This is a genomic window from Clostridium sp. (assembly GCF_050717515.1).
In the GTDB taxonomy this organism is placed as follows: domain Bacteria; phylum Bacillota; class Clostridia; order Clostridiales; family Clostridiaceae; genus Clostridium_AD.
The window spans coordinates 13446-37819 of the sequence record NZ_JBOITL010000026.1; the positions used below are offsets into that span (position 1 = coordinate 13446).

The following is a 24374-nucleotide window of genomic DNA, read 5'->3' on the forward strand; positions in this document are numbered from 1 at the left end:
TTTAACTATTACTATCTCTTTATAAGTAGCATTATAAAGAGATAGTAATAGTTAATATAATAGTTGACCTTAATAGAATTATTATATTAACTAATAATAAACCTAGTAATATGATGGTTTTTACAGTTATACTTTGTTTAAAATATGGCTTAACTACCATAACTCCAACAACTGAACCTATAAAACTAAAAATAATCATCATAAATGATAAAATTAACAGTATTGTTAAGTCATTATCATAAAGAGTAAATGATGATAATGACGTGATTAAATAAACTGCAGCACTTAATATTGTCATTACAAAAAATAAACTATTTTTAGTTTTAGATTGTTTAATATTCAAAAAATCACCTCCAAGATAAACTAAAACAATTATAATGTAAAAACATTATAACACAATTATATAATATTTTTACAAAAAAACAAGAATGTTAAAAAAATGTGTTGTTTTGAATATATAAATATTGAAAGTACTTTGGTTAATTGAATTTCCATCTATAATGTGCATGTATAGGCGAGGTAAACCAAGAAAGTTTTTTTGTACTAGCATGGGGCTTGGTATTATGAATCACATAGGGAATACCATTTTTATCCCTCTTATCAGAAATAATACCAACGTGTTCATATCCTTTTGTAAATACCACAATATCACCAGGTTGCCACTCTTTTAAATTTTCAGCATTTCTAGATTTAACTTCAGTGATTAAGCTTAGGCAGTATCTGCTAAAAAAAACATCTTGATTAGGTACTCTTCTAAAGTCAATATTAGGGTCTGGTTTTCCATCAACTCTAGGATAAAGTTTAGTATTGTTTTTTATGTCTTTATCAATTAGTTCTTTTAAATCAACACCAGCAATTTTAAAGCCTCTCCAAATCACATCGGTGCATACTCCTTCATTTTCAGGTGGGTATCCACCACTATAATAATTACTAATATATTTTGTTTTACTTCGAACTTCATTATTAGCACCATTAACAATATCTATTACATCTGCTACTCCATTTTTGTTGTTATCTACTTTTGAATAGTTCTCGGACACTTGAAATTTGGGTTTGAAAATGTTGAAAATATATTCATTAATAAGTTGCTTATATGGAATAAATAGATACAAGGAAGTTAGGATTAAAAACGTAATTATTAAAATGAAAATCTTTTTTTTCTTCATGTTATCACCTTTCCTTTCTAAAAGTAACTGTGACTTGGTGAAATTTCCCAAGTCACAGTTACTTTTATCTTCAATCTTCATTTAAGGTGTAGTCTTTTGCTATTTCAATCATCATTTTATTAAGTGTTAAATCTTTAATTTTAGAATTGTTCTCTTTATATTTTTTCTTGTAATCTTTCTCCTTGCTCAAAACACATCCTAAAATTTCTCTAAAAGCTTTATAATCTTGGGAAGTCTTATCTACAGTTTTAATTTCTTTAAGAGCTCCAATAAAATTACTCTTGTTGCCATTGTACAAAAATCCACTTATATTCTGAGCTAATTTTAATGATTCATCAAAATCTTCCAGATAGAGTTCTAATATTGGATAATCATACAAATAATCAGCGCCCAGGAATCTAGCCTTATTAAAACACTCTTTAGCACTATTAAAGTCTTTAAGCCTTAAATGTATATCACCTAAATCTGAATATTGTTCTTTTTTAATTTCTTCTTTAGGTAGTTTTAAAATCTGTTGTATGGCCCATTCATAATCTTTGGTGTTATTAAAATCGCGGTATATACCATTTAACACATATTTCACATCTTCAATATTTCCTGTTAATTTATAAGATCTATTTGCCAGGTCCATTGCTTTATAGATGTCTTTACCTAGATATTTTCCTCTGTTTTTCGTATCACATCGTACTCCTATTTTGTACATTCTAGTGAGTACCTTAAGAACCCGAATATCATTAGGATTGTTAGTTAATTGTTTTTCGTAGCTTTTCAAGGCTTCTTCAGGTTTTTTATGGATTAAAAGCTTATCGCCCTCTAGTAGATTACGCTTTGGACTGGATATTAGGTTCAAGTTCTCATATTTTTCTTGAATAGCTGATGAGCTAGATATAATATTATTTTCCTTGTCATAAGCAGTAACACTAAATGGAACTTTAAAGCCGGCTACAAATATGCCTAAATAAGCTTGAACATTTACTAATCCATTTTCATTTGTAGTGAGGCTCTTATTATATTTATTTATGCCATCAATATCAAGTGTATAATGTGTATCAGTTATTTTTTCACTAAATGCACCAGTAAAACTGCTTCCTACTAAATTTATTGGGTCATTCATAGTTGTTATATTTACATAATAATATGCAGCTCCTTGAACTTTTTCCCACTTAATATTTATATTGTGACTTCGAGGCTCAACTATTCCTTTTGGCTCTATATTTATAGGCGGTACGAAATTGAAATTCAATTCTTTATCTTCATTTTGAGATAGCTCTATAATTCTATTTATACCAATAGTATTCTGATAAACGGTTCTGTTCTTAGATAATAATATTAAAGGAATATCTAATTCAATGTTATATTCTCCCTTAGGTAAATTAGAAATGGAGTAATTACCTCCGTCATCCGTCCACAGGGGGTATCCCTTTTCACCACTGCTAAAAGTATTTAAACCAATAAATCTACTATCTCTCAAATAAATCTGAGTATATGCTAGGGGCTTAGCATTTATCATAACTTTACCATGAATATTACTTTTGCCTTTGTATATATCCTTCATTCGATTAAGACTATATAATTGGCTCTGGCTATCAAAATTTTTGCTCTCTAGATTATAAACAGTAAACTCTCCATAATTTTTCGCCTTATTAAGGGGACTATTTGTAATATTTTTCCTTTCGGTATTTTGTTTTGTATAATACTCAATGGCCTTTTCAAAATTCATCTTAGAAGAATAAATATCTGAAAGTATAGTATAAACATCACCGATGTAATACTCAGCATTTTGCTTTATGAGCTTTTGTCCCATAGCTATTGCTTCGTCATACTTTTTTTCAAGCATTAAATAGTACATCATATATTTTTGAGCTATAAAATTCATTTCCTTATTGGTAGATTTTAATCCGTTTTCTATGAGCTGCTTACTTTTATCATGTTCTCCTAAGGCAATATGAATATCTATAAGTCTTTTATAAGATTTGATATAAGTTACGTTACCAGGATAATCTCTATAAATCTCTTCATAATATTCAAGTGCATTATTAACTATTTCAGAAGTGAGTATTTTACCGCTAGAGCCACTTCCAAACTGTGTTAACTCATACATGCCTAAAATATCATAATGTGGGGCAATTTCATTTGCAATTTTAAACATTGCATCTGCTTTTTTATTAGAAAATGGAACCATACTTATATAACGCTTATATAAAACCTTTGAAGCGTCCATATCAACAGACTCTAATTCTTTTGCTCTGGTATATATGGCTTTAGGAACAATATATGCAGAGGATGCAATTACTATTAAAGCAGTTAATAGCAAGTATTTCACTTTTATCTTAATTTTCATAATATTGTATCACCTCGCTGATATCCTTTGGTAAAATTACACTACTTCCACTAATATTCATAACTCGAATATTAGTATATCCTTGGAGCTTCTTATCCGTTTTCATATTATCTGTTACTATAAATGTTGATAGTGTGGAGCAAAAAAATATAACAAAGCAAACTGTACAAACATAAGAAACTGGGATTTCTAGTGTTCTATTTAGAAACATATAAAATTTCTCATATAAGCTTTTCGGTTGTTTAATTGTACTTTTCATTATGATTTCCCTAAGAGTAGCAGACATTTTTACATCAAACATTTCCTCCTGAAGTCCATGCTGTAATAAGTAATCCATATCATTTTTGTTGAATATATCTATATATATATCCTCGTGTTTATTCTTAAATCTCTTCATAAGATAGATCCTCCTTTATTAATATATCCTTCAACAGTTTTCTTGCTCTTATTAATCTACTTTTGACTGTATTATCATTTTCACTTAGAATTTCACAAATTTGTTTTATTGACAACTCTTGATAGTAGTATAAGGTTACAACCTCTCTATACATCGGTTTCAAGAGAAAGATGCATTCCTTAATTTTGTTGCTTTTAACAATATTTAGAACCTCATTTTCTATATTACTGTCTGCCTCTATTTCACCATAATCTTCAAAAGAGATATATTTATTATTTTTTTTAAGTATATCTCTACATTTGTTAATTGCTATTTTATTTATCCAGGTATATAAGGAACTCTTCTCTTTAAAATTGGCACCATGTCTATAAACTAAAATAAACACTTCTTGAGTAACATCTTCTGCTAAATCTATATCTTTTAATATTAAATAACATACTCTTAAAATCTTATCTCCATATATATTAAGCAAAGCCTCAAAAGCTGAAGCTTTTTTATTTTTAAGCCCTTGGATTAAGGATTTCTCGTCAATATATTTAATCTCCATTGTCCTCCTCCTTATTATCGCTTTACAGTAATATAGACAGTTATTTAAAGTAAAAAGTTGCAAAAATTTCATAAAAAAATAAAATTTGTTTCCATAGGTTTTAAATAACTCTGGCTATTTAATAAATCCTTTGTAAAGTGACTATAAAAACAATAGACTTCTAGCGGTGTATTTAATTTTGCGAGATAAGATAGTTAGAACTAACATAGGATGTTGAATTAAGGAATACATATAATTAGATAGCATTGTTTATAGTTTGCATGTTTTATGGACAACCATTTATTTTCAGTGCTATAGTAAAATATTTTATGCACAATAATAAGGAGGGCATATTATGAGTAAAGTCAAGGACATTGACATTGATGATTTAAGAAAGAAAATGTTGGGATAGATGCTATGTAAGTGCTAAATAAGAACGCCCTTGTAATTTATAAAATTACAAGGACGTTTTTATAATATGTAAACATATACCATTTGCAGTAGCTATAAATTTTGGTGTGAGTTGAATTTTTGTGGTATACTTTAATGAGGCTAGAATTAGGAGGCAAAATAATGGGAAATATATTGATGTATTCAAAAAAACAATTAGACAAAACACTAAAAAATTTCGCGAAAAATCAAAGCTTAGGGTCTAATGACACAGCTGAGTGGATAAGGCTCATAAATGATTTTATATATGAATTTGGGTTAAAGTCTGAAGTTAGTGAAGAAGGGAAACTTTCAATAACTACTAATAAGGAAGAGCAAGTTGTAATTGAAAAAATGATGTATGCGCTAGAAGGTACAAAAACTTCTTTGACTTATATTTTTGATGGTAATATTACTTATATAGAAGAGTAGGCAAAAAAAGTACGAAATGTTTTTATTCGTACTTTTTTTCAATGAAAGACATAGTTATAGAATTTGTTTGTTCTCAGTTCTTTTATCCATAAAATCTGTCAATAAGATATTTATTAAAGCTATAGTGGGAACTCCAAGTAACATCCCTGTAATGCCGAAAAGCCCTCCTCCGAGAACAATTCCTAGTATTATAAGTAGTGGACTGAGACCTACCTTATCTCCAATAATTTTTGGAGATATAAACCATCCATCGATATTACTTAAGGTTACAATAAATAATACTAGCTCTAAAGACTTTATTGGACTAAAAAATATTGTTATTGTTACAGCGGGTATCATTCCTATAATGTTTCCAAAATAAGGAATCATATTTGTTACTGCTATTACTAAACTAAAAGGCAACGCATAAGGTATTTTTAATATCATAAATCCTATAAAAGTTATACAACCAAAAATAATAGAGTCAATTATTTTTCCAACAAAATATTTTTTGAAAATAGTATTAGCTATTTTTCCGAAATTAACTACTTTAATAGAATGGGCTTCATTTAAAAAAGAATAAATGAGCTTTTTAATATTAAAAATAATGGATTCTTTATCAATTAAATAGTAAACTGAAATTACTATTCCAGACATTAATTTCATAAAGAAAGAACTTAAACCCTTTAAGTTATCAATTAAAAGCTGTAAACCTGGGGCGAAATATGTTGATATATCTTTATTAAAAGTAGCAAGGTAGTTTTTCAAGTAAGGTGTAAGATTGAGTTTGTTTAATAGTTTATTTCCAACTATGAAATCAGTAGACCCTTTAATTGACTTATCTGCTAATTGAGGAATATTATTAAATAAATCAACAACACTTTTAACAACATTAGGAGCAACCAATAATATTATTAATAATATTATACCTATAAATATTGTATAAATTATGCTTATGCTATAAATTCTTTTTATTTTAGTTTCTTTTTCAATGTATACCATAAGTGGATTAAGTAAATAAGCTATAACGAAACCCCAAATAAAATAACTAAGTAGTGAAATGATTTTTTGAAACATTGAACCTATATTTTCAATGTTACTTATTATTCTAAAAAGAAGAAAAGTAATTATAATAATAGGGATAAGCTGTATATAAGGTATTTTTTTATACCGAATCAATGTAATTCCTCCAATCAATATCTATAAATATAAGTATAGCAGTTTGTAAAAAGTAATTGAAGCGTTTTATTAACAAAAAAAATAAAAAAATTTACCAAAGTGATAAAATATTGAATAACTTCTCTTTGCGATTATGTGCTATAATGTAAATATGTTTTAATTACTAATGTTACCTTTTGAGTAATGACGCTGGTTTTTTTATTTGATTATAAAAATAAAATAATATAATATGAAAATTATTATCGGTAACATATGTATGCAAAAGAATAAGCAAAAGGCTTTATAAGCCAAAGAAAGGCTTTATAAGCCAAGAGGAGTGTATTATTATGGAAAAAGTTATTTTAGATGCATTTGAAAGAATTCCAGGAAATAAAAAATTTAATGAAGACGGTTTTATTGCAGGCGTAATTTATGGTGATAACATCAAGGAAGCAATATCTGTAAAATTTGAATTAATGCCACTAAAAAAGATTCTTGGAAAACATGGTTCTAATGCGAAAGTATGGGTTAAATACGGAGAGGATAAGAAATTTGGATTTATAAAAGCAATTCAAAGACATCCTGTATCAGCAAAAATTAACCACATAGATGTACAAATTGTTTCTTTAGATCATGAAATAAAGTTACAATTACCTATATCATTCAAGGGTGAAGCTAATCTTATAGATAATCTACTTCAGTTACAGATTCATAAATCTGAAATAGATGTTTTTGGAAACATGGCTTTAATGCCTGATGGAGTAAGTATTGATGTAGCAGATAAAAAACTTGGAGATACAATTACAATAAAAGACTTTGATTTAGATGCAAAAGTAAAAATTACTGATGAAGAAGATCAAATTTATGCAGCTGTAATAGCAAGAAAAGAACAAGTTGAAGAAGAAACTACTGATGAACCTGTAGTTGTTGCTGAACCTGTAGTTGAAGCTTAAGAAAATAAGAACTATCTAATAAATATAACATATGATATATAAGAATGTTGATGAGAACTGAGTTTTCGTCAACATTCTTATTTTTTTTTGTTGATTTATGATAAAACAATCAGAGAAAAGCTAATTTTATATACAATATTATCTAAAAATAATATGAAAATCCATTATGCCTATAAACAATTAGGGGAATTAGTCGATAATATAATTTGGTATTGTATTTTATTCAAGAAAATTGAAATAATATTTTACAATTACATTAAGGAGGAGATTTTTTTGAGAAAGAAGATTAGCACTAAAATAATTATTGCTATAGTGAGCTGTTCAATTTTAGTATCGGCATTGGTGGGAATTACAAGTATTTTAAAATCCACAAGTATAATTAAGCAAGAAGCCACAGATAAATTAAAAAATATAGCTTCTAGTAGAGGAAATGAATATACAATACAGACTACGAAGGTTGAAAATACAGTAAAGGAGTTATCTGGACTAGTTTTAGGGACAATAGAAGTTTCTAAGGTTAAAGACCCCAAATATATAAGTGCATATGAAAAACAGCTAGGTTCACTAATGAAGAATTTAGGTGATAGTAATAATGGTCTTATAGGGTTATATATGATTTTTAATCCTAAATTTACTGGTAGTAGTAAATCTTACTGTGTGAATTACTCATATGACGAAGGAAAAAAACAAAGCGCAGTGACTAATGACATGTTAAAAGTAGGCCGATTTGAAGAAGGTAATGCAGCTATAATTAGTAGTAAGATAGGGATGTGGTTAAATCCTTACATAGACAAAGATAGTAAAATAAATATGGTATCCTATACTATGCCAGTTTATGCTAATAATGAATTAGTTGGAGTTGCAGGTATGGATATTTCTTTTGAAAGTCTAAAAAAGATGATTTTAAGCACAAAGATATATGATACTGGTTCTGCATTTTTGCTAGATAAGGATTATAGTTTTATAGTTGGTAGTAGCAAAAAAAATACTGATAAATTAGATACATTAGAAAATGGGAAATATAAATTTATTACTGATGAATTAAAAAATAAAAAATCAATGGTTTTAGAGACAGAGTTTGAAGGACGCACCCAGATGATGGGTTACTACACTTTAAATAACGGTCAAATTATGGGTGTTAAAGTTCCTAGCTCAGAAGTGTTGAAAAATTTAAATAATTTAATATATATTATTATTTTAATTATAGCGCTAGGAATAATTGGTTCAATAATTATTGCATTAGTTATTGGTAGAAGAATATCTAGACCAATAGAAGTTGCAACAAAATTTATAAGGAAATTAGCTAAGCTAGACTTAACTTATAATGATAAGAATATTAACCAGATGCTCTTAAGCAAAGATGAAATAGGTGTTATGGGAAAGGGTTTAATTGAACTCAGGGAAGAATTAATAAAGGTTGTTGAAGAATTAAAGAAGGATTCTGCTGGTTTATTACAATATTCAAATACTATTTCTGCTAATGCGGAGGAAACATCAGTTTCGATTACTGTTGTCGCGCAAACTGTTGAAGAATTATCTAAGGGATCGGTTGAACAGGCGAGAGAGGCACAAGATGGTTCATATAAATTGAGTATACTTGCAGGTGAGATAGAAGAAGTTGTGGTAAGTAGTAATAGTCTTAAAGAATATTCAATAGAAATGGAAGAAATGCAAGATAAGGGCAGTAAAGCGATTAAGGAACTTAATGTAAAACTCGATCTAAATGTACATGCTACTGAAAAAGTTGCTGATAATATAGATGAATTATCAAATAAATCAAGCTTAATAGGGGAAATTATAAGTACCATTCAATCTATTGCAAGTCAGACAAATCTATTAGCTTTAAATGCTGCAATTGAAGCAGCAAGAGCAGGTGAGAGTGGGAAAGGCTTTGCAGTGGTAGCAGAGGAAATTAGAAAACTTGCAGAAAAAACAGCTACATCTACACAAGAAATAGATGAAATAGTAAAGCAAATTCAAGGTGAAATAAGTTTAGGGAAAAACAATATGGATGAAGCTAAAAATACTGTTAAACAAGCAAGTAGTGTAATGATAACATCCATAAAAGCTTTTGAGGTTATCGGAGAAGGGATATATAATATTAAATCAAAAATACAGTGCATTGCGTCTAGTATGAATACGGTAGATAGCGGAAAAGATGATATAGTTGACGCTATTCAAGGGATATCTGCAATAACGGAGCAAGCTGCAGCGTCTACGGAGGAAGTTGCAGCAACCATGGAAGAGCAAGAAGCTGCAATTAAAAATGTATCAGAAACTGTAGAAGAATTAAAAGAATTAGCAGTTGTATTAGATAAAATAGTTGGTAAATTTACAATATAAAATAAAACAATCATTAATTTCAATAGATTAACGCACTTGAATTTATTTAAGTGCGTTTTTAACTTTTTTGAAATAATAACTTTTAATATAAGCTATAACTCCTTTTGCCTATACTGAAGGTAAGACAAGTATTATTATAACAGCTGTAACCATGCTAAGCCTAATAATTGTCAGAATAATTCATTAATTATTCATAATGTTAATTAGTAATAGCTATTGACAAAGTTCGGCAAGGGAAGTATACTAAAGTTACACAAAGAAGAAAGCTTTCAATTCAGAGTGTAAGGTAAAATATTAAAAAAACAACAAAAAAATCTTAAAAAAGAAAGGGTGTGGCCCAAAAATTAATAATATTAAAAAACCATTTATTATAATAGAAAGTGGGGTGGTTGCACCAAAAAAAAGAATTTAAACTGATTTGTATAGTTAGAAAAATTATTCAAAAACTGCTGAATCAGCATAGACAAGCAACTTAATTCATAGGTAGTGGAAAAAATATCGATTAGGCCTAAAAAAGATACTTTAATCCATTGCTAAATATTAATAAAAAATAATTTAAAGTTACCCGTACCAAATTAAACCTTAAGAGTTTAATATCAACAATATTAGAAACATTATTTATGAGCGGGAAATTAGTTAGGAGAGAATTATTGAAAGAAGAATTTATTAGGAAATAGAAGCTAAGCCCATCGGGATTAATATATGGGAAATTAGCTTCTATTTTTTTGCGCATTTATAGCGGCATTTGCAAGCGTTGTGGTTGTATAACTGGGGGTAATAATTTAGATTGAACTAATGTGGTGAAAAATTCATATATAAAGTGATATTGGAATATAAGTTTAAAAGATGTATACTAAGATTAAAATAAGTATTAGAGGAGCTAAAAAAATGAAAAAACTTCTGATAATTACTAGTTTGATTTTTTCACTTGTATTTCTAAGCAGTTGCGCAGATAAGAAGGCTTCTGTGCCTATTGAAGAAAAGACAGTTCCAATTGTGACTAAGTCGCTATCTACTATTAAGGACTATTTTTCCTATAGTGAAAATTCAGAATATGTATATGAGGGTAAAGGGAATGAATATGCCTCTTATAATGTTTTTGTAGATTATTTAACCCAAACCCGTGTTCAATTAAAAACTAATAATGGCGGTACAGAAACTGTTAAGGTGCTTGAAAATAAAGATGGAAAGTTGACTATGCTTCTATCTAGATCTGAATGTTATTATAGAGAGAATTTAACCCAAAGTCCTAGTAGTAAGGAAGAAATCTTGTTAAAAGAACCACTAATTAAAGGAACCACTTGGACAGTCTCTGACAATAGAAGACGATATATCTCAAATGTGGATGTTTACGTAACCACGCCTTTGGGTAAATATAAAACACTTGAGGTTACTACAGAAAATAAAAAAGGTAAGAACTTAGACTATTATGCACCAAATGTTGGTTTAGTTAAAACAGTATTTATTTCAAATGGTGACGAGGTTACCTCTTCTTTAAGCAAAATAGCAAAAGACAAAGCATTAACTCAAACAGTAAAATTTTATTATCCAAATGGAATTGAAGATAAGCTATATTTTGTAAATAAGAAGCTTTCTTTTAAAACTAACGATCTAACAAAAATCATTTTTGAAAGTGCTTTTAAAGATTTACCTAAAGGGGATTTCAGTAAGGTGCTTGGCCCTAATGTTAAAATAAAAAGTCTTTATTTAAATAAGGATAATACGGTTTATGTGGATTTTACAAAGGAATTGGTTAGTGAAATGAATGCAGGAACCGGCTATGAAAGTATGATTTTAAAGTGTATTACTAATACACTTGGTGCATATTACGGTGCAGATAAAGTTTATATAACGGTAGAAGATAGTCCTTATTCATCAGGGCATATTATAATGAAAAAAGGTGAGTCATTTACAGTGGATTACAAAGATATTGTGGAATTAAAATGAAGGATATAGCAATGTTCATAACAACAATAGCTAAAGGAAACCATTTACATTGCAAAAAAACTAATAATCAGTTATACTAATATTATTAATAAATAATAAATGGCAAAGAATATGAGCCGCGTTATTATAAAGTGTTAAGCTTTATTTTGATGTGGCTTTTTTAATGTATTAAATTGTAAACGATTAATATGACTAATTTAAAAAAGGAGTTTTTCACAATGGCTAAATATATAATGGCCCTAGATCAAGGGACAACAAGTTCAAGATGCATTCTATTCGATAAAAAGGGGCTTATTGTAACCTCCGCACAAAAGGAATTTACTCAGATTTTCCCGAAAGCAGCTTGGGTAGAACATGATCCAATGGAAATATGGTCCAGTCAAATTAGTGTTGCAACAGAAGCGATGGCTAAAGTTAATGCTAAGGCGTCTGATATAGCTGCAATAGGAATTACAAATCAAAGAGAAACCACTGTGGTTTGGGACAGGCGAACGGGAGTTCCAGTATATAATGCAATTGTATGGCAATGCAGAAGAACAGCCGAAACTTGTGATGAATTAACGCAAAAAGGCTTTGATAAAGTAATTAGGGCTAAAACTGGATTGATTTTAGATGCTTATTTTTCTGGTACAAAAATAAAATGGATATTAGACAACGTAGAAGGCGCTAGAGAAAAGGCAGAAGCAGGCAATTTATTGTTTGGTAATATAGATACATGGTTAATTTGGAATTTAACAAAAGGAAAAACCTATGTAACGGACTATTCTAATGCTTCAAGAACATTACTTTTCAATATTCATGAACTTACATGGGATGAAGAAATTTTAGAGACATTGAATATACCAAAATCAATGCTACCAGAGGTTAAACCTTCAAGTTGTGTTTACGGATACACAGATACTTCTTTGTTTGGAGGAGAAATTCCCATTGCTGGGGCGGCTGGAGACCAACAAGCAGCCTTGTTTGGACAAACTTGCTATTCACCAGGAACGGCTAAAAATACATATGGTACAGGATGTTTCATGCTTATGAATACAGGAGAAAAGGCAATTGAATCCACACAAGGATTACTTACTACTATTGCTTGGGGAATAGATGGAAAGGTTGAGTATGCACTGGAGGGTAGTGTATTTATAGCTGGAGCTGCTATACAATGGTTGAGAGACGAGCTTCGTATGATTGACAATGCTGCTGATTGTGAAGAATATGCAAATGCAGTAGAAGACACAAATGGAGTATATGTGGTTCCTGCTTTTGTCGGACTTGGAGCACCCTATTGGGATCCTTATGCAAGGGGAACAATCGTAGGTCTTACAAGAGGAGCGAAGAAAGAACATTTGATAAGAGCGACTCTCGAAGCTCTTGCTTACCAAACGCATGATGTTTTAAAAGCAATGCAAGAAGATTCTGGAATTACACTTACAGAACTTAAAGTAGATGGAGGAGCTTGCTCAAATAATTTCTTAATGCAATTTCAATCTGATATTTTAAACGTTCAAGTAGACAGACCAGTAGTTACAGAAACTACGGCGCTAGGCGCGGCTTATCTTGCAGGCCTTGCAGTAGGATATTGGAAGAGCAGAGAAGAAGTATCAAAGCATTGGGCAATATCAAGAAGTTTTAAACCATCTATGACAGAGGAAAAAAGAAAAGAATTACTTCATGGATGGCATATAGCTGTTAAGAGATCTGGTATAAAGCTTGAATAGGTAATAAAAAATACCCACAAGAACTGTCATCTACTTTGACATTCTTGCGGGTATAAGAACCTTTTCCTTTTTTGATTTTTTGAATTCCTGTGCCTCTTCCAATTTCACTGGTTTTAAATTTTCTTCTATTTAAATTCAGTTTGTTCATGTCAATTGTGAAGGACATACCTTGAATTAATTGCTTTTTAGACTTTTTCATTTAAATCATCCTTTCATCTTTTATTTATTATATAATATGATGATTTTACATAGAATGCAATAGTGTTTTAAAATTTAGCAATTGAGCTGGATTTTTAAATAAAAATAAGGCAGGATAATCCTGCCTTATTTTTATTTATTAGCAGCTGATTGAGCATTTGATTTTTTTATTTCTGCTAAAGTAGCCTCATTAGTACTAATACTCATATTAGCCATATTATTCATAGCAGAATTAGAGGCATTGGTATTACCTTTATTAGCAGCTGATTGAGCATTTGAATTTTTTACTTCTGCTAAAGTAGCATCATTAGTGCTAATACTCATATTACCCATACTATTCATACCAGAATTTGAAGCATTGGCATTACCTTTATTAGCAGCTGATTGAGCATTTGAATTTTTTACTTCTGCTAAGGTAGCCTCATTAGTGCTAATACTCATATTACCCATACTATTCATACCAGGATTTGAAACATTGCCATTCCCCTTATTAGCAGCTGATTGAGCATTTAATTTTTTTGTTTCCTCTAAGGTATTATTATCGTTATTCATAAACATTCTCCCTTCGTATCTATAAATTACACTGGAGTATCCAATGCATTATATAGTTTAACCGTTTTTTTATAAAATATAGATGGTAAAATTAAGCTATATGTAATTAAAAATTTTATTTTAATTACATATAGCTTATGCGAAAAAATATTAACATTAGGGAGGTTTCTTTTTCCATATTAACGTTTTTTTTTGCTGCGATTTAGGAAAATAAAGGGGTAAAAATATATATGCAGTTATATGTAAAATTTTTTATTTTAGGAGGAATATTACATTTAATGTAGAATATAACTATACAAACATTTTATCAAAATTTTGAAGGGAATATAAATGAAAAATAAAATTACGAAATCGCTTCTAATAAATAAGTATAAGCTGAATGTAGTAATGTATTTTCATTACATATCTCCTTTAGAAAGTGAGGTTAAAGGTGTCTTTGCACGCATATAAATTTTATTATTAAAAAAATTATTCGGGGAGGATTTGAAATGAAAAAATTCAAGAAATCAATTTCAATTATATCAATGTTAATGTTAGGCGTGATTTTAACTTGTAATCTTGGTACTATTAAAGCTAGTGCAGGGCCAGGTGGACGCCCCTGTACCGTTTGGAGTGACAACCATCATTACCGTTATCATACTCAGGAGTTTTTATATACTTCTAATGGTGGAACAGAATATGATATAAATCATTGGTTAACAACATATGATTGTGAGTGTGGAGATTCGTATACAAGAGAAACTACTACTAGATCACCAAAATAATTTAAACTTATTTTTAAGCTACAAGAAATCTTCACTATGTTCTAATTAAGCGTCACAAACAATAAAAGTTTGTGGCGTTTTTAGTTGTGGCAAACTAGGGAAATGTGATCATATAAATCATTCGACAAATAAAGGGAATTGTCTTTTTTTAGAGAAGAATTTTATAAAAGATAAGAGAAGTTGATTTTAAATGGATTATACTATTATAATCGTCATAGTTACATCAGTTATAAGTATTGGAGCTGTAGCCTCTTCTATACCATTCTTAGAATTTAGTGGACCAATATCAGAAAGTGGAGGATGGAAGTATAAACTTATAAATAGAGGTTCTAATGAAGTGTAGTCATTATGTAGATTCGTCAAAAATTATTTATAAATTTTAATTAGTTTTAATTATATTATTTATTATATTTATAATAAATGTGTTGGGATGATTATATTTAAATTATTATACACAATATAAACATGTTTATATTGTGTATAATAATTTGTTATGTTACTATTAGGCCATGAAACAAAATAACTAGACTTAAGATTAGTTGTTTTATCTCATATGTCACAGTTTATAAAAGTGAATAATCGAGCACAGGGGAGTTGGATAAGCCAACTGAGATCAAGAACTGTAATTCTTTGACCCTAATAACCTGAACTGGATAATGCCAGCGTAGGAAGTTGTTTAATGGTGTATTATATATGTATATATTTTTATATAGCATGGTAATTTAAACACAAATCCTATGGATTTGTGTTTTTTGGTTTATACAAAAATAGTACTACACTAGGTAAATCAAAAAGTAATTATTTTAGGAGGAAATTAAATGAAAAAAGTTTTAACTATAGCCGGTTCTGACAGTTGTGGAGGAGCAGGAGTGCAAGCAGATTTAAAGAGTTTTAGTGCAAATGGGGTTTATGGAATGAGTGTTATTACAGCAATAACGGCACAGAATACCATGGGAGTTTTTGCAGTGCAAGATTTGGATAAAGAAATTATTGTTGCTCAAATTGATGCGATTTTTACAGATATAACTGTAGATGCAGTTAAAATTGGTATGGTGTCTGTGATTTCAACTATTGATGCCATAAGTGAAAAATTGCAACAATATAAGCCCAAAAACATAGTACTGGATCCTGTAATGATTTCAAAAAGCGGTTATTCACTATTAAAACCAGAGTCAAAAACGGAACTAATTAATAAATTAATTCCATTAGCATCACTTATAACCCCTAATGTTCCAGAAGCTGAGGAAATTCTTCGCGAAGTCCATTCAGCGATTACAAGCATTGAAACAGTGGAAGATATGGAAAGGGCAGCAAAAGAAATATACAAGTTAGGCTGTAAAAGTGTACTTTTAAAGGGAGGCCATATGGAGGGAGATGCTATAGATGTATTTTATGATGGGAAGGAAATTACACAGTTCAAATCCGAAAGAATTCTTACGAAAAACACTCATGGGACGGGATGTACGCTGTCTTCTGCTATAGCTGCAAATTTGGCACTGGGTTTTAGTATGAAAGACGCAATAAAAAATTCAAAAGAATACATTACTACTGCTATAAAGCATTCCTTAGATATTGGACATGGAGTTGGACCTACTAACCATTTTTATGAATTATATAAGAAAGCGGGTATAGGAAATGATTAAGGAGAGTGAAAAACTAGGATTTTGGACCTTTTTATTTTTATGGTTTGGAGCTGCGGTTTCTGTTGCTGAAATTCTTACGGGAGGATTCATTGCACCCTTAGGATTTAAAATAGGGGTAGTAGTAATTTTACTAGGGCACTTGATTGGCACAGGAATATTGATGCTAGGAGGTATAATTGGTACTAGGGAAAAAGTGCCGGCCATAACTTCTACCGGTATTTCTTTTGGAGTATATGGTACATATATATTTTCAATTTTTAATATACTTCAGTTAATTGGTTGGACGGCAGTTATGATAAAGGTAGCAGCCAGTTCGGTAAACACAATAACACAAAGTTTATGGAATTTTAATAATGTTTTAGTATGCATAGTGCTTATTGGAATACTTACAATATTGTGGCTTAGTTTTGGTAATGCAGGTATGAAAAAATTAAATATTACAGCCGTATTTTTGCTTTTTATACTTACATTAGTACTCGGAACAATTATTTTCAAGGATAAAACATTGTATGCAAAGGCGAGTAGTCCAGGGATATCCTTTGGTGGAGCATTAGAACTCAGTATAATTATGCCTCTTTCTTGGCTACCTTTAATTGCAGACTACACTAGATTTGCAAAAAGCGAAAAGGGAGGAGCCTATGGAAGCTTTATAGGTTATTTTTTAGGAAGTTCATGGATGTTTATAATAGGACTAGGCGCTGCCATAGTGTCAAATAATTCAGACCCTTCAGCTATTATGCTTGCTGCAAATTTAGGAATTACTGCTCTAGGCATAGTGGTACTTTCCACAGTAACCACTACATTTTTAGATGTGTATTCAGCAGGAGTTTCTTTTTTAAATATTATGCCAAAGCTCAGTGAAAAAAAAGTTGGTATTGTTATGGCTATTATTGGTACCTTAGTGGCTATAATACTTCCTATAGAAAATTATCAAAGTTTTTTATATGCTATAGGGTCAGTATTTGCACCCTTATTTGCAATTTTAATTACTGACTATTTTATAATAAAGAAAAATACAAAGCTGAAACCTAGTGTACTTATCAATTGGGGAGCTATCATTGTGTGGATTATAGGAATAGTACTTTATTATGTTTTTATAAAAAAAGATTTATTACTGGGAGCTACAGTACCAGTTATGATTATTACAGGATTTATATATGCAATAAGTTGGAGGTGGACGTCTAAATGGAAATTAATAAGAAAATCGTAGAATTATTAAATAGTGTAAAAGAAAAAAATCCTTTGGTGCACCATATAACAAATTATGTTACGGTTAATGATTGTGCTAATATTACCCTAGCTATTGGTGGGTCACCAGTTATGGCGGAGGATATTAATGAAGTTTCTGATATGGTATCCCTTTCTTCTTCACTTGTTATAAATATAGGAACCTTAAACTCTACAAGTGTACAGTCTATGCTTAAGGCAGGAAAAAGAGCAAATGAGTTAAATATTCCCGTTATCCTAGATCCTGTTGGAGCAGGGGCAACAGCTTATAGAACAGATACTGCTAAGAAAATCATTAGCGAAGTGAAATTAGCAGTTATTAGAGGGAATTTATCTGAAATAAAAACAATATATGGTATTGAAGCTAAAACAAAAGGTGTGGATGCTTGTGATAGTGATCCTAAAAATGGGAATGAACCTGCAGAGGAAAAAGAAATGGCAAGAGCACTTGCAAGTAAATTAAATACCGTGGTAGCTATAACTGGCGCGGTAGATATAATAACAGATGGTGAAACTCTTTACACCGTATCAAATGGACATAAAATAATGGCCAAGGTAACAGGTACGGGATGTATGTGTACTTCACTTATTGGTTGTTATTTAGGAGCAGGAGATAGCAATCTTCTAGCAGCTTTATCTGGAATCGTTTCTATGGGGATTGCAGGAGAAATAGCTTATGATGGTTTAGATAAAAATAATGGTGGCACAGGAACCTTAAAAGTAAAAATAATAGATGCTACTTATAACTTATCTCAAATTGAAATAATAGAAAGGAGCAAAATAAATGAAGAATAATATAGATTATAGCCTTTATCTTGTTACAGATAGGGATGTTCTCGTAAATACAGATATATATACTGATGTTGAGCAGGCCATAAAAGGCGGGGTTACATTAGTCCAGATTAGAGAAAAGAAGGTAGGTACTTTAGAATTTTATAACATTGCAGTAAAAATAAAGTGTATTACAGATAAATACAAAGTTCCACTAATAATTAATGACAGACTTGATATTGCCCAGGCAATAGATGCTGCAGGGGTTCACTTGGGTCAAAGTGATATGCCAGCAGACATTGCAAGGTGTTTATTAGGCAATAATAAAATAATAGGTGTTTCCACCTCAACTCTTGAAGAAGCTAAAAAAGCAGAAAGACAAGGTGCAGATTATGTAGGAGTGGGAGCTATGTTCCCTACAACTACTAAAGACGATGCAAGTGCAGTTTCTGTAGCCTGCTTAAAAGAAATAAAAGAAGGTATTTCTATACCTGTAGTTGCTATAGGTGGAATTAGTGAGAAAAATGTGGCATTATTAAAGCCAGCAAATATTGATGGAATAGCAGTAGTTTCAGCTATACTTTCAAAAAAATCTGTAAAAATAGCAGCAGAAAAACTAGGGGATTTATTTAGAACATAAAAGTTAAAAATTCTGAAAATTCCAAAGAGTCGTTGTAATATCTGTAAAAACAAATTATAATATATATAAGAAGTCTAAAAACATTAGAGGAAGTTAGCCCAGTATGATGAATATCACATTGGGTTTTTTTATAATGTTTTTATGATTATAATAGGGGGATGATATTTATAATGAGTACTGAAGGAAATGTATTCTCGCAGAACCTATGGACTCCAAAAGCAGATAATTTCTTCATTTCAAATATTCCAGGATTAAAGGAAGAAATGACCTGTGCAAAAAACTGGATAAAATCTCTTGATATGCATAAAGTCATTATGAATGTTCAGGACATTGAAGCATATAACAAGAAGAGCATAAAAGCGGTTGCACCTATTGTAGACTTAGAAAATTACAGTGAATCACTTAGCAAAGAAAAAATAATAGGCAAGCTAAATACAGTTAGTTCCTATCCGGAATTTGAAAGATACCATGAGGATGGAAAATTAGTAAGAGCAGAATACTATAATAAGTTAATAGAGTATTGTAATATTGATCAATTAATGGAGACAAACACTATTAAATATGGAGTAACCATTACAAAGACTGTGATGAGAACATTCCCAACCTATGATACAGTATTTAATATTGGAGATAACTATGAGTTTGACAGATTTCAAGAGACTGCTGTTTATCCTGTTGAACCACTTGTAATTCTACATAAAAGTAAAGATAATAAGTGGTATTTTGCACAGATCTATAACTATCTAGCTTGGATACCTGAAAAAGATGTGGCTATTTGTAGTAAACAAGAGCTTTTTGATTATCTGAATACACAAGACTTTATAGTAACTACAGGCAAAAGGGTATTTACAAATTATAATCCATTAGATGAACAATTATCAGAAGTGCAATTGGATATGGGTATTAGAATACCGCTTGTAAGTATTAATGAAATAGAAGAAGATATTTATGGACAAAATCCTACAGGCAATTATGTGGTTAAACTACCAACAAAAAATAATAGTGGTAATGTAGAATTTAAACTGGCTTTAATTGCAAGGAATGAAGAGGTTTCACAAGGATATTTACCCTATACTAGAGTAAACATCCTAGTTCATACCTTTAAATTCCTGGGTGAAAGATATGGTTGGGGTGGAATGTTTAATTCTAGAGATTGTGCAAGTTTAATAATGGATGTTTACAGAACCATGGGCATAAAACTTCCTAGAAATGCAGAGGAGCAGGGAGAACTTGCAGTTGGGGATTTTTGTGAAATGAAAGAGGATATGACTATTGTAGATAGACAAAATCTACTGGATAATTTGAAACCTGGAACACCAGTTTATATGAGTGGACATGCGATGCTATATGTGGGCAAAGAAGAGGGAAAACATTATATTATCCATGATTTTTCCGGTTTCTATAAACCACAGCAAGATGGAAGCACAAAATATTATAGAGTCCGTGAGGTAATGGTTTCTCCACTGTGTATTGGATTATCAGAGGAGGGTAAAACATATATTGAAGGGTTATATGGAGCAAGAGACTTTATTTTTGTGGAATAATAATTATATGCATATTCAAATAAATAACAAGTCAAAATACATTATCATTTTGACTTGTTATTGAAAATCTCTGAGTAAATGCTTTAAACTTTAGAACTGATTATATGATCTTTAACCTTGCTTAAGGCATAATCTAGCGCAGAATCTAAATTATTATTATTCTTGCCGCCACCTTGTGCAGACAGGTCACTTCCACCGCCTTTTCCATCTATAAGTGTTATGGCATCCTTAAGAAGGGCGTTCATGCTAATCATATTCAAATCCTTTGAACACATAAACAAAAGATTTGCCTTATCAGCAGATTTTACTCCAAATAAAACTATAACCTTTGGTGAGGATACTAATTTTGTTGCTAAGGTATTAGTGTATTTTAAATCACCGTTATCATAAATACATTTAAGCACTTTAATGTCTTCTATTTTTGTAGCTAATTCTAACATGTTTTGAACTTCATACTGCGCAACTACTGCCTTTAATGCCCTTTTTTCGCTAAGGGCCTTATTAAGTTCATCAGAGAGCCTATCTACTTCGGATAAGAGAGTAGAACTATTGCAGGATAAAAGTTTAGACATTTTATCTATGGCCTCATGTTTTGAAATATAATCAGAAACTGCTCTTGAACCACATAAAAATTCAATTCTCATACCATTCTTGTATTTTTCAAACTTTATAACCTTAATTAATTGTACCTCAATAGTTGAACTAGGATGTATACCGCAGCAAGGGTTTACATCAATATCACCTATCTTAACTATTCTAATTTTTTCGCCAGCTTTTACTGGGATTTTTTTAGCTGTTAATTTTTTTAATTCAGAATTGCTTGGATACAGTACCTCTACCGAAATATTGTCTAAAACTATTTTATTAGACAATATTTCGGAGGCTTTAATTTCATCACCTGTAATAATTTTATCAATATCAATTGTTGTAGAATCCATGCCAAGGTGAAAACCAATGGTAGATGCATTAAATAAATCAGAAATACAAGAAGAAAGGATATGCTGACCTAGGTGCTGTTGCATATAGTCGTAACGTTTATCAAAGTTTATAGTACATTTAACCTTGTGAATCTTTAGTGGTTTCACTGCCACTACATGATATATTTTTTCGTCTTTTTCATATACATAGGTTACTGCGGCGCCATTTATATTTCCCGTGTCGCATGGCTGGCCACCGCCTTCAGGGTAAAAACAGGTTTTATCCAGTTCAATATGATACTCTTTTTCTTTTTCTATTACATTTATTACTTCAGCTGTAAATTCTGTTTGATATGGATTTTTATAATACAACTTTTCCAAAGTTAAGCATCTCCTTTTAGTAACTATGTTGCAGATTAATTATGCGGACATAAAATACATTATTTGGATCTAATCTACATGAAGCTATAAGATTTTATAATTAATTGTGTTTGCAATACTAGTTGTTATAGTATGTGACATGTTTTTTTCTCATTAAGAGGGTACTACAGAAGAACCTCCCACCTTATAAGTGGGAGTGCGTTAACTATACAGAATAAGCCAACAATATATAAGGAGTATATTCTATATTGTATCATAAAAATATTACGTAGATAAAGATATGGATTAATATAAATATATAAACTGGACTTCTAGTTACTCTAATTAATGGATTTAGAGTATCCGTAGACTATTTAATAAAACAAGAGACGGCAAAAGAAGTTTATATTTTTTATTAATTTTGTAATTAATTAGTTTATAAATTATAAAGCATGAAAAAATATAAAAAAAGAGGTTTATACCATATTTTGTAGAATATAGTAGTTTAAAAATATTCTAAAAACATTTTAACGACATTTCAGATGATGATTTAATTTAAGCATAAGTTCTATAGTGCACAGTGGATTTTTAAAGGGGGATTAACATGAGTGAAGATATTAGTGTTAACTTATTACAAGAAATGGTAGGGGGAAGTATACTAGAAGCTAAAATTCAGATAGATAAAAGTGAATTAAGAGAAAATGAATTAATGGAAAGCGAGCAGGTTTATAAAAGATTATTTGAATTATCTCCTGATCCTATATTTGTTCATTGTGATGGTAAAATAGTCTTAGCCAATCCGGCAACTGAAAGATTATTAAGTACTAAAGATATAATTGGGAGAAATATTATGGATTTTATTCATACTAATTATATTGATATTGTTACCAGTAGAATAAATACATTATATGAAGGCGGAATTATTGCACCATTTATTGAAGAAAAATTTATTTCTAATGATGGTACAGTTATAGATGTAGAAATTGGAACATCTCTTTTTAAGTATGGAGGTAAATCTTCAATTTTAGTAGTTGTACGGAATATTAATAAAAGAAAAAAGATGGAGAGAAATCTAAGAGAGAATGAAGCACTATTAAGAGAGATAACTGAAAATATCTCGGATATGATTGCAAAGATAGATGTAGATGGAACAATTAAATATGTTACACCTGCTAAAAATGATATTCTTGGATATGGAGTAGAAAATGTAATTGGAAAGAACTTTTTTGATTTTATTCATATAGATGATAAAAATAATGTAGAAAAGGGAATTGAAAAATTAATTAGCACAAATATAAATCTAAAACTTCAATTTAGAAGTATACATGTAGATAAACGTATTGTTTGGGTAGATGTTTCATTTAGCACAATGTTAGACGATAATAATAAAGTTGTTGGATTAATTTTATCATCAAGAGACATTACTAAGCGTATTGAAGCTGAAGAAGCTATAAAAGAAAATGAGGAAAAGACACGGTTTTTGAATCAAGCAATAGAATACGATAGATTTAGAACGGATTTTTTTGCGAATATATCTCATGAATTAAGAACACCAATCAATGTTATTTTAGGGACCCTCCAGCTTATGGATCTAAAATTCAAAGAACTATTTAATGAAAATGAGAAAAAAAGTAGGGGATATTTAAAAACTATGAAACAGAATTGTTATAGATTAGTAAGATTGATTAATAACTTAATAGATGTAACAAAAATAGATGCAGGGTATTTTGAAATTCATTTAAGTAATTGCAATATTGTTAGTGTTGTAGAAGAAATAACCTTGTCTGTAGCTGAATATGTTGAAAATAAGGAGATATCACTTTTATTTGATACACAAATGGAAGAAAAAATAATAGCTTGCGATAAGGATAAAATAGAAAGGATAATTTTAAATCTCATTTCAAATGCAATAAAATTTACAAACCCAGGAGGGAATATTTCAGTAAATATCTTTGATGGAAATGATAATGTGGTTATATCTGTTAAGGATACAGGTATCGGAATACCTAAAGAAAAGCAAAAATTAATTTTTGAAAGATTTATTCAAGTTGACAAATCCTTGACTAGAAATAAAGAAGGTAGTGGCATAGGATTATCCTTAGTTAAGGCTTTAGTGGAAATGCACAGCGGGAGAATTTTTTTGAAAAGCGAAATTAATGTAGGAAGCGAATTTAGCTTTGAACTTCCTATAAAACAGTTACCGGATAGTGAAGCAGTGTATGTAAATAGCAATTTCAATGACAATAGTAATATTGAGAAAATCAACATTGAGTTTTCTGATATATATTTTTAGAATTAGGGTATTGGAACAATATGGTTATTAGACAAAAATATTGGTATAAGCTGCAATATTGATATATAATATATAAAAAGATAAT

22 protein-coding genes and 1 riboswitch are annotated in these 24374 nt (G+C 30.1%); of the genes, 13 read left to right on the top strand and 9 right to left on the bottom strand.

Annotation, left to right across the window (positions count from 1 at the left end; translation table 11 throughout):
• Nucleotides 1-31: 31 nt before the first annotated feature.
• The 5 genes from ACREV6_RS12075 to ACREV6_RS12095 all read right to left on the bottom strand — a co-directional run bounded on the left by ACREV6_RS12075 (nucleotide 32) and on the right by ACREV6_RS12095 (nucleotide 4451).
• Nucleotides 32-343, bottom strand: coding sequence for a hypothetical protein (locus ACREV6_RS12075; RefSeq protein ID WP_431578279.1), 312 nt, complete (start codon nucleotides 341-343; stop codon nucleotides 32-34).
• 136 nt (nucleotides 344-479) lie between these two features.
• A complete protein-coding gene (locus ACREV6_RS12080) occupies nucleotides 480-1247 on the bottom strand; it encodes a DUF1287 domain-containing protein (RefSeq protein WP_431578280.1) in 768 nt (255 codons plus the stop codon).
• Entirely contained in the window at nucleotides 1237-3507 is a 2271-nt protein-coding gene (locus ACREV6_RS12085; protein ID WP_431578281.1) for a tetratricopeptide repeat protein, read from the bottom strand. Before ACREV6_RS12085 ends, ACREV6_RS12080 begins: the two co-directional genes overlap by 11 nt.
• Complete coding sequence (locus ACREV6_RS12090; protein ID WP_431578282.1) at nucleotides 3497-3904, bottom strand: hypothetical protein; 408 nt, start codon at nucleotides 3902-3904, stop codon at nucleotides 3497-3499. The genes ACREV6_RS12085 and ACREV6_RS12090 overlap by 11 nt, the downstream gene beginning before the upstream one ends.
• Nucleotides 3891-4451, bottom strand: a complete 561-nt coding sequence (locus ACREV6_RS12095) for an RNA polymerase sigma factor (protein ID WP_431578283.1) — start codon at nucleotides 4449-4451, stop codon at nucleotides 3891-3893. Before ACREV6_RS12095 ends, ACREV6_RS12090 begins: the two co-directional genes overlap by 14 nt.
• 552 nt (nucleotides 4452-5003) lie before the next feature.
• Between ACREV6_RS12095 and ACREV6_RS12100 the strand changes: the two genes are divergently transcribed.
• The gene (locus tag ACREV6_RS12100; RefSeq protein WP_431578284.1) at nucleotides 5004-5291 is read left to right on the top strand and encodes a hypothetical protein; all 288 of its coding nucleotides are present in this window, start codon (nucleotides 5004-5006) and stop codon (nucleotides 5289-5291) included.
• A 54-nt stretch (nucleotides 5292-5345) separates the two neighbouring features.
• On the opposite strand, the gene ACREV6_RS12105 is transcribed toward ACREV6_RS12100, so the two are convergent.
• Nucleotides 5346-6449 carry an AI-2E family transporter gene (locus ACREV6_RS12105; RefSeq protein ID WP_431578285.1) on the bottom strand — a complete coding sequence of 368 codons (1104 nt, stop codon included), beginning with the start codon at nucleotides 6447-6449 and terminating at the stop codon, nucleotides 5346-5348.
• Between the two features lie 326 nt (nucleotides 6450-6775).
• Between ACREV6_RS12105 and ACREV6_RS12110 the strand changes: the two genes are divergently transcribed.
• From ACREV6_RS12110 to glpK, 4 genes are all read left to right on the top strand, one after another.
• Entirely contained in the window at nucleotides 6776-7381 is a 606-nt protein-coding gene (locus tag ACREV6_RS12110) for a 50S ribosomal protein L25 (RefSeq protein ID WP_431578286.1), read from the top strand.
• A 273-nt stretch (nucleotides 7382-7654) separates the two neighbouring features.
• Nucleotides 7655-9724, top strand: coding sequence for a methyl-accepting chemotaxis protein (locus tag ACREV6_RS12115; protein WP_431578287.1), 2070 nt, complete (start codon nucleotides 7655-7657; stop codon nucleotides 9722-9724).
• 888 nt (nucleotides 9725-10612) lie between these two features.
• Nucleotides 10613-11671: a GerMN domain-containing protein gene (locus ACREV6_RS12120; protein WP_431578288.1), complete on the top strand. Its 1059-nt coding sequence runs from the start codon at nucleotides 10613-10615 to the stop codon at nucleotides 11669-11671.
• Nucleotides 11672-11889: 218 nt separating this feature from the next.
• Complete coding sequence (glpK, locus tag ACREV6_RS12125; RefSeq protein ID WP_431578289.1) at nucleotides 11890-13380, top strand: glycerol kinase GlpK; 1491 nt, start codon at nucleotides 11890-11892, stop codon at nucleotides 13378-13380.
• On the opposite strand, the gene ACREV6_RS12130 is transcribed toward glpK, so the two are convergent.
• Together ACREV6_RS12130 and ACREV6_RS12135 are read right to left on the bottom strand one after the other, a co-directional pair.
• A complete protein-coding gene (locus ACREV6_RS12130; protein ID WP_431578290.1) occupies nucleotides 13352-13579 on the bottom strand; it encodes a hypothetical protein in 228 nt (75 codons plus the stop codon). The two genes, glpK and ACREV6_RS12130, sit on opposite strands and share 29 nt — an antisense overlap.
• Nucleotides 13580-13710: 131 nt before the next feature.
• Nucleotides 13711-14130 carry a hypothetical protein gene (locus ACREV6_RS12135; RefSeq protein WP_431578291.1) on the bottom strand — a complete coding sequence of 140 codons (420 nt, stop codon included), beginning with the start codon at nucleotides 14128-14130 and terminating at the stop codon, nucleotides 13711-13713.
• Between the two features lie 488 nt (nucleotides 14131-14618).
• On the opposite strand from ACREV6_RS12135, the gene ACREV6_RS12140 reads away from it, so the two are divergent.
• From ACREV6_RS12140 to ACREV6_RS12170, 7 genes are all read left to right on the top strand, one after another.
• Nucleotides 14619-14894: a hypothetical protein gene (locus ACREV6_RS12140; protein ID WP_431578292.1), complete on the top strand. Its 276-nt coding sequence runs from the start codon at nucleotides 14619-14621 to the stop codon at nucleotides 14892-14894.
• A gap of 190 nt (nucleotides 14895-15084) precedes the next feature.
• On the top strand, nucleotides 15085-15237 hold the full coding sequence (locus tag ACREV6_RS12145; protein ID WP_431578293.1) for a hypothetical protein: 153 nt from the start codon (nucleotides 15085-15087) through the stop codon (nucleotides 15235-15237).
• A gap of 234 nt (nucleotides 15238-15471) precedes the next feature.
• Nucleotides 15472-15583, top strand: a riboswitch (TPP riboswitch).
• Nucleotides 15584-15712: 129 nt separating this feature from the next.
• Nucleotides 15713-16537: a bifunctional hydroxymethylpyrimidine kinase/phosphomethylpyrimidine kinase gene (thiD, locus tag ACREV6_RS12150; RefSeq protein WP_431578294.1), complete on the top strand. Its 825-nt coding sequence runs from the start codon at nucleotides 15713-15715 to the stop codon at nucleotides 16535-16537.
• Complete coding sequence (cytX, locus tag ACREV6_RS12155) at nucleotides 16530-17747, top strand: putative hydroxymethylpyrimidine transporter CytX (RefSeq protein WP_431578295.1); 1218 nt, start codon at nucleotides 16530-16532, stop codon at nucleotides 17745-17747. Before thiD ends, cytX begins: the two co-directional genes overlap by 8 nt.
• Entirely contained in the window at nucleotides 17723-18559 is an 837-nt protein-coding gene (gene thiM, locus ACREV6_RS12160) for a hydroxyethylthiazole kinase (RefSeq protein WP_431578296.1), read from the top strand. Before cytX ends, thiM begins: the two co-directional genes overlap by 25 nt.
• The gene (thiE, locus tag ACREV6_RS12165) at nucleotides 18549-19175 is read left to right on the top strand and encodes a thiamine phosphate synthase (RefSeq protein WP_431578297.1); all 627 of its coding nucleotides are present in this window, start codon (nucleotides 18549-18551) and stop codon (nucleotides 19173-19175) included. The genes thiM and thiE overlap by 11 nt, the downstream gene beginning before the upstream one ends.
• 170 nt (nucleotides 19176-19345) lie before the next feature.
• Nucleotides 19346-20719, top strand: coding sequence for a C40 family peptidase (locus ACREV6_RS12170; RefSeq protein ID WP_431578298.1), 1374 nt, complete (start codon nucleotides 19346-19348; stop codon nucleotides 20717-20719).
• An 83-nt stretch (nucleotides 20720-20802) separates the two neighbouring features.
• Here ACREV6_RS12170 and ACREV6_RS12175 read toward each other — a convergent pair whose 3' ends face one another.
• Nucleotides 20803-22017, bottom strand: coding sequence for an alanyl-tRNA editing protein (locus tag ACREV6_RS12175; protein ID WP_431578299.1), 1215 nt, complete (start codon nucleotides 22015-22017; stop codon nucleotides 20803-20805).
• A gap of 583 nt (nucleotides 22018-22600) precedes the next feature.
• Between ACREV6_RS12175 and ACREV6_RS12180 the strand changes: the two genes are divergently transcribed.
• A complete protein-coding gene (locus ACREV6_RS12180) occupies nucleotides 22601-24289 on the top strand; it encodes a PAS domain S-box protein (RefSeq protein WP_431578300.1) in 1689 nt (562 codons plus the stop codon).
• Nucleotides 24290-24374: the final 85 nt, after the last annotated feature.

Excerpts from the sequence above, each read along its gene's own strand:
- ACREV6_RS12080 (WP_431578280.1), bottom strand. The coding sequence starts at position 1,247 with ATGAAGATTGAAGATAAAAGTAACTGTGACTTGGGAAATTTCACCAAG.
- ACREV6_RS12085 (WP_431578281.1), bottom strand. The coding sequence starts at position 3,507 with ATGAAAATTAAGATAAAAGTGAAATACTTGCTATTAACTGCTTTAATA.
- ACREV6_RS12090 (WP_431578282.1), bottom strand. The coding sequence starts at position 3,904 with ATGAAGAGATTTAAGAATAAACACGAGGATATATATATAGATATATTC.
- ACREV6_RS12095 (WP_431578283.1), bottom strand. The coding sequence starts at position 4,451 with ATGGAGATTAAATATATTGACGAGAAATCCTTAATCCAAGGGCTTAAA.
- ACREV6_RS12100 (WP_431578284.1), top strand. The coding sequence starts at position 5,004 with ATGGGAAATATATTGATGTATTCAAAAAAACAATTAGACAAAACACTA.
- ACREV6_RS12110 (WP_431578286.1), top strand. The coding sequence starts at position 6,776 with ATGGAAAAAGTTATTTTAGATGCATTTGAAAGAATTCCAGGAAATAAA.
- ACREV6_RS12120 (WP_431578288.1), top strand. The coding sequence starts at position 10,613 with ATGAAAAAACTTCTGATAATTACTAGTTTGATTTTTTCACTTGTATTT.
- glpK (WP_431578289.1), top strand. The coding sequence starts at position 11,890 with ATGGCTAAATATATAATGGCCCTAGATCAAGGGACAACAAGTTCAAGA.
- ACREV6_RS12130 (WP_431578290.1), bottom strand. The coding sequence starts at position 13,579 with ATGAAAAAGTCTAAAAAGCAATTAATTCAAGGTATGTCCTTCACAATT.
- ACREV6_RS12135 (WP_431578291.1), bottom strand. The coding sequence starts at position 14,130 with ATGAATAACGATAATAATACCTTAGAGGAAACAAAAAAATTAAATGCT.
- ACREV6_RS12140 (WP_431578292.1), top strand. The coding sequence starts at position 14,619 with ATGAAAAAATTCAAGAAATCAATTTCAATTATATCAATGTTAATGTTA.
- ACREV6_RS12145 (WP_431578293.1), top strand. The coding sequence starts at position 15,085 with ATGGATTATACTATTATAATCGTCATAGTTACATCAGTTATAAGTATT.
- thiD (WP_431578294.1), top strand. The coding sequence starts at position 15,713 with ATGAAAAAAGTTTTAACTATAGCCGGTTCTGACAGTTGTGGAGGAGCA.
- cytX (WP_431578295.1), top strand. The coding sequence starts at position 16,530 with ATGATTAAGGAGAGTGAAAAACTAGGATTTTGGACCTTTTTATTTTTA.
- thiM (WP_431578296.1), top strand. The coding sequence starts at position 17,723 with ATGGAAATTAATAAGAAAATCGTAGAATTATTAAATAGTGTAAAAGAA.
- thiE (WP_431578297.1), top strand. The coding sequence starts at position 18,549 with ATGAAGAATAATATAGATTATAGCCTTTATCTTGTTACAGATAGGGAT.
- ACREV6_RS12170 (WP_431578298.1), top strand. The coding sequence starts at position 19,346 with ATGAGTACTGAAGGAAATGTATTCTCGCAGAACCTATGGACTCCAAAA.
- ACREV6_RS12180 (WP_431578300.1), top strand. The coding sequence starts at position 22,601 with ATGAGTGAAGATATTAGTGTTAACTTATTACAAGAAATGGTAGGGGGA.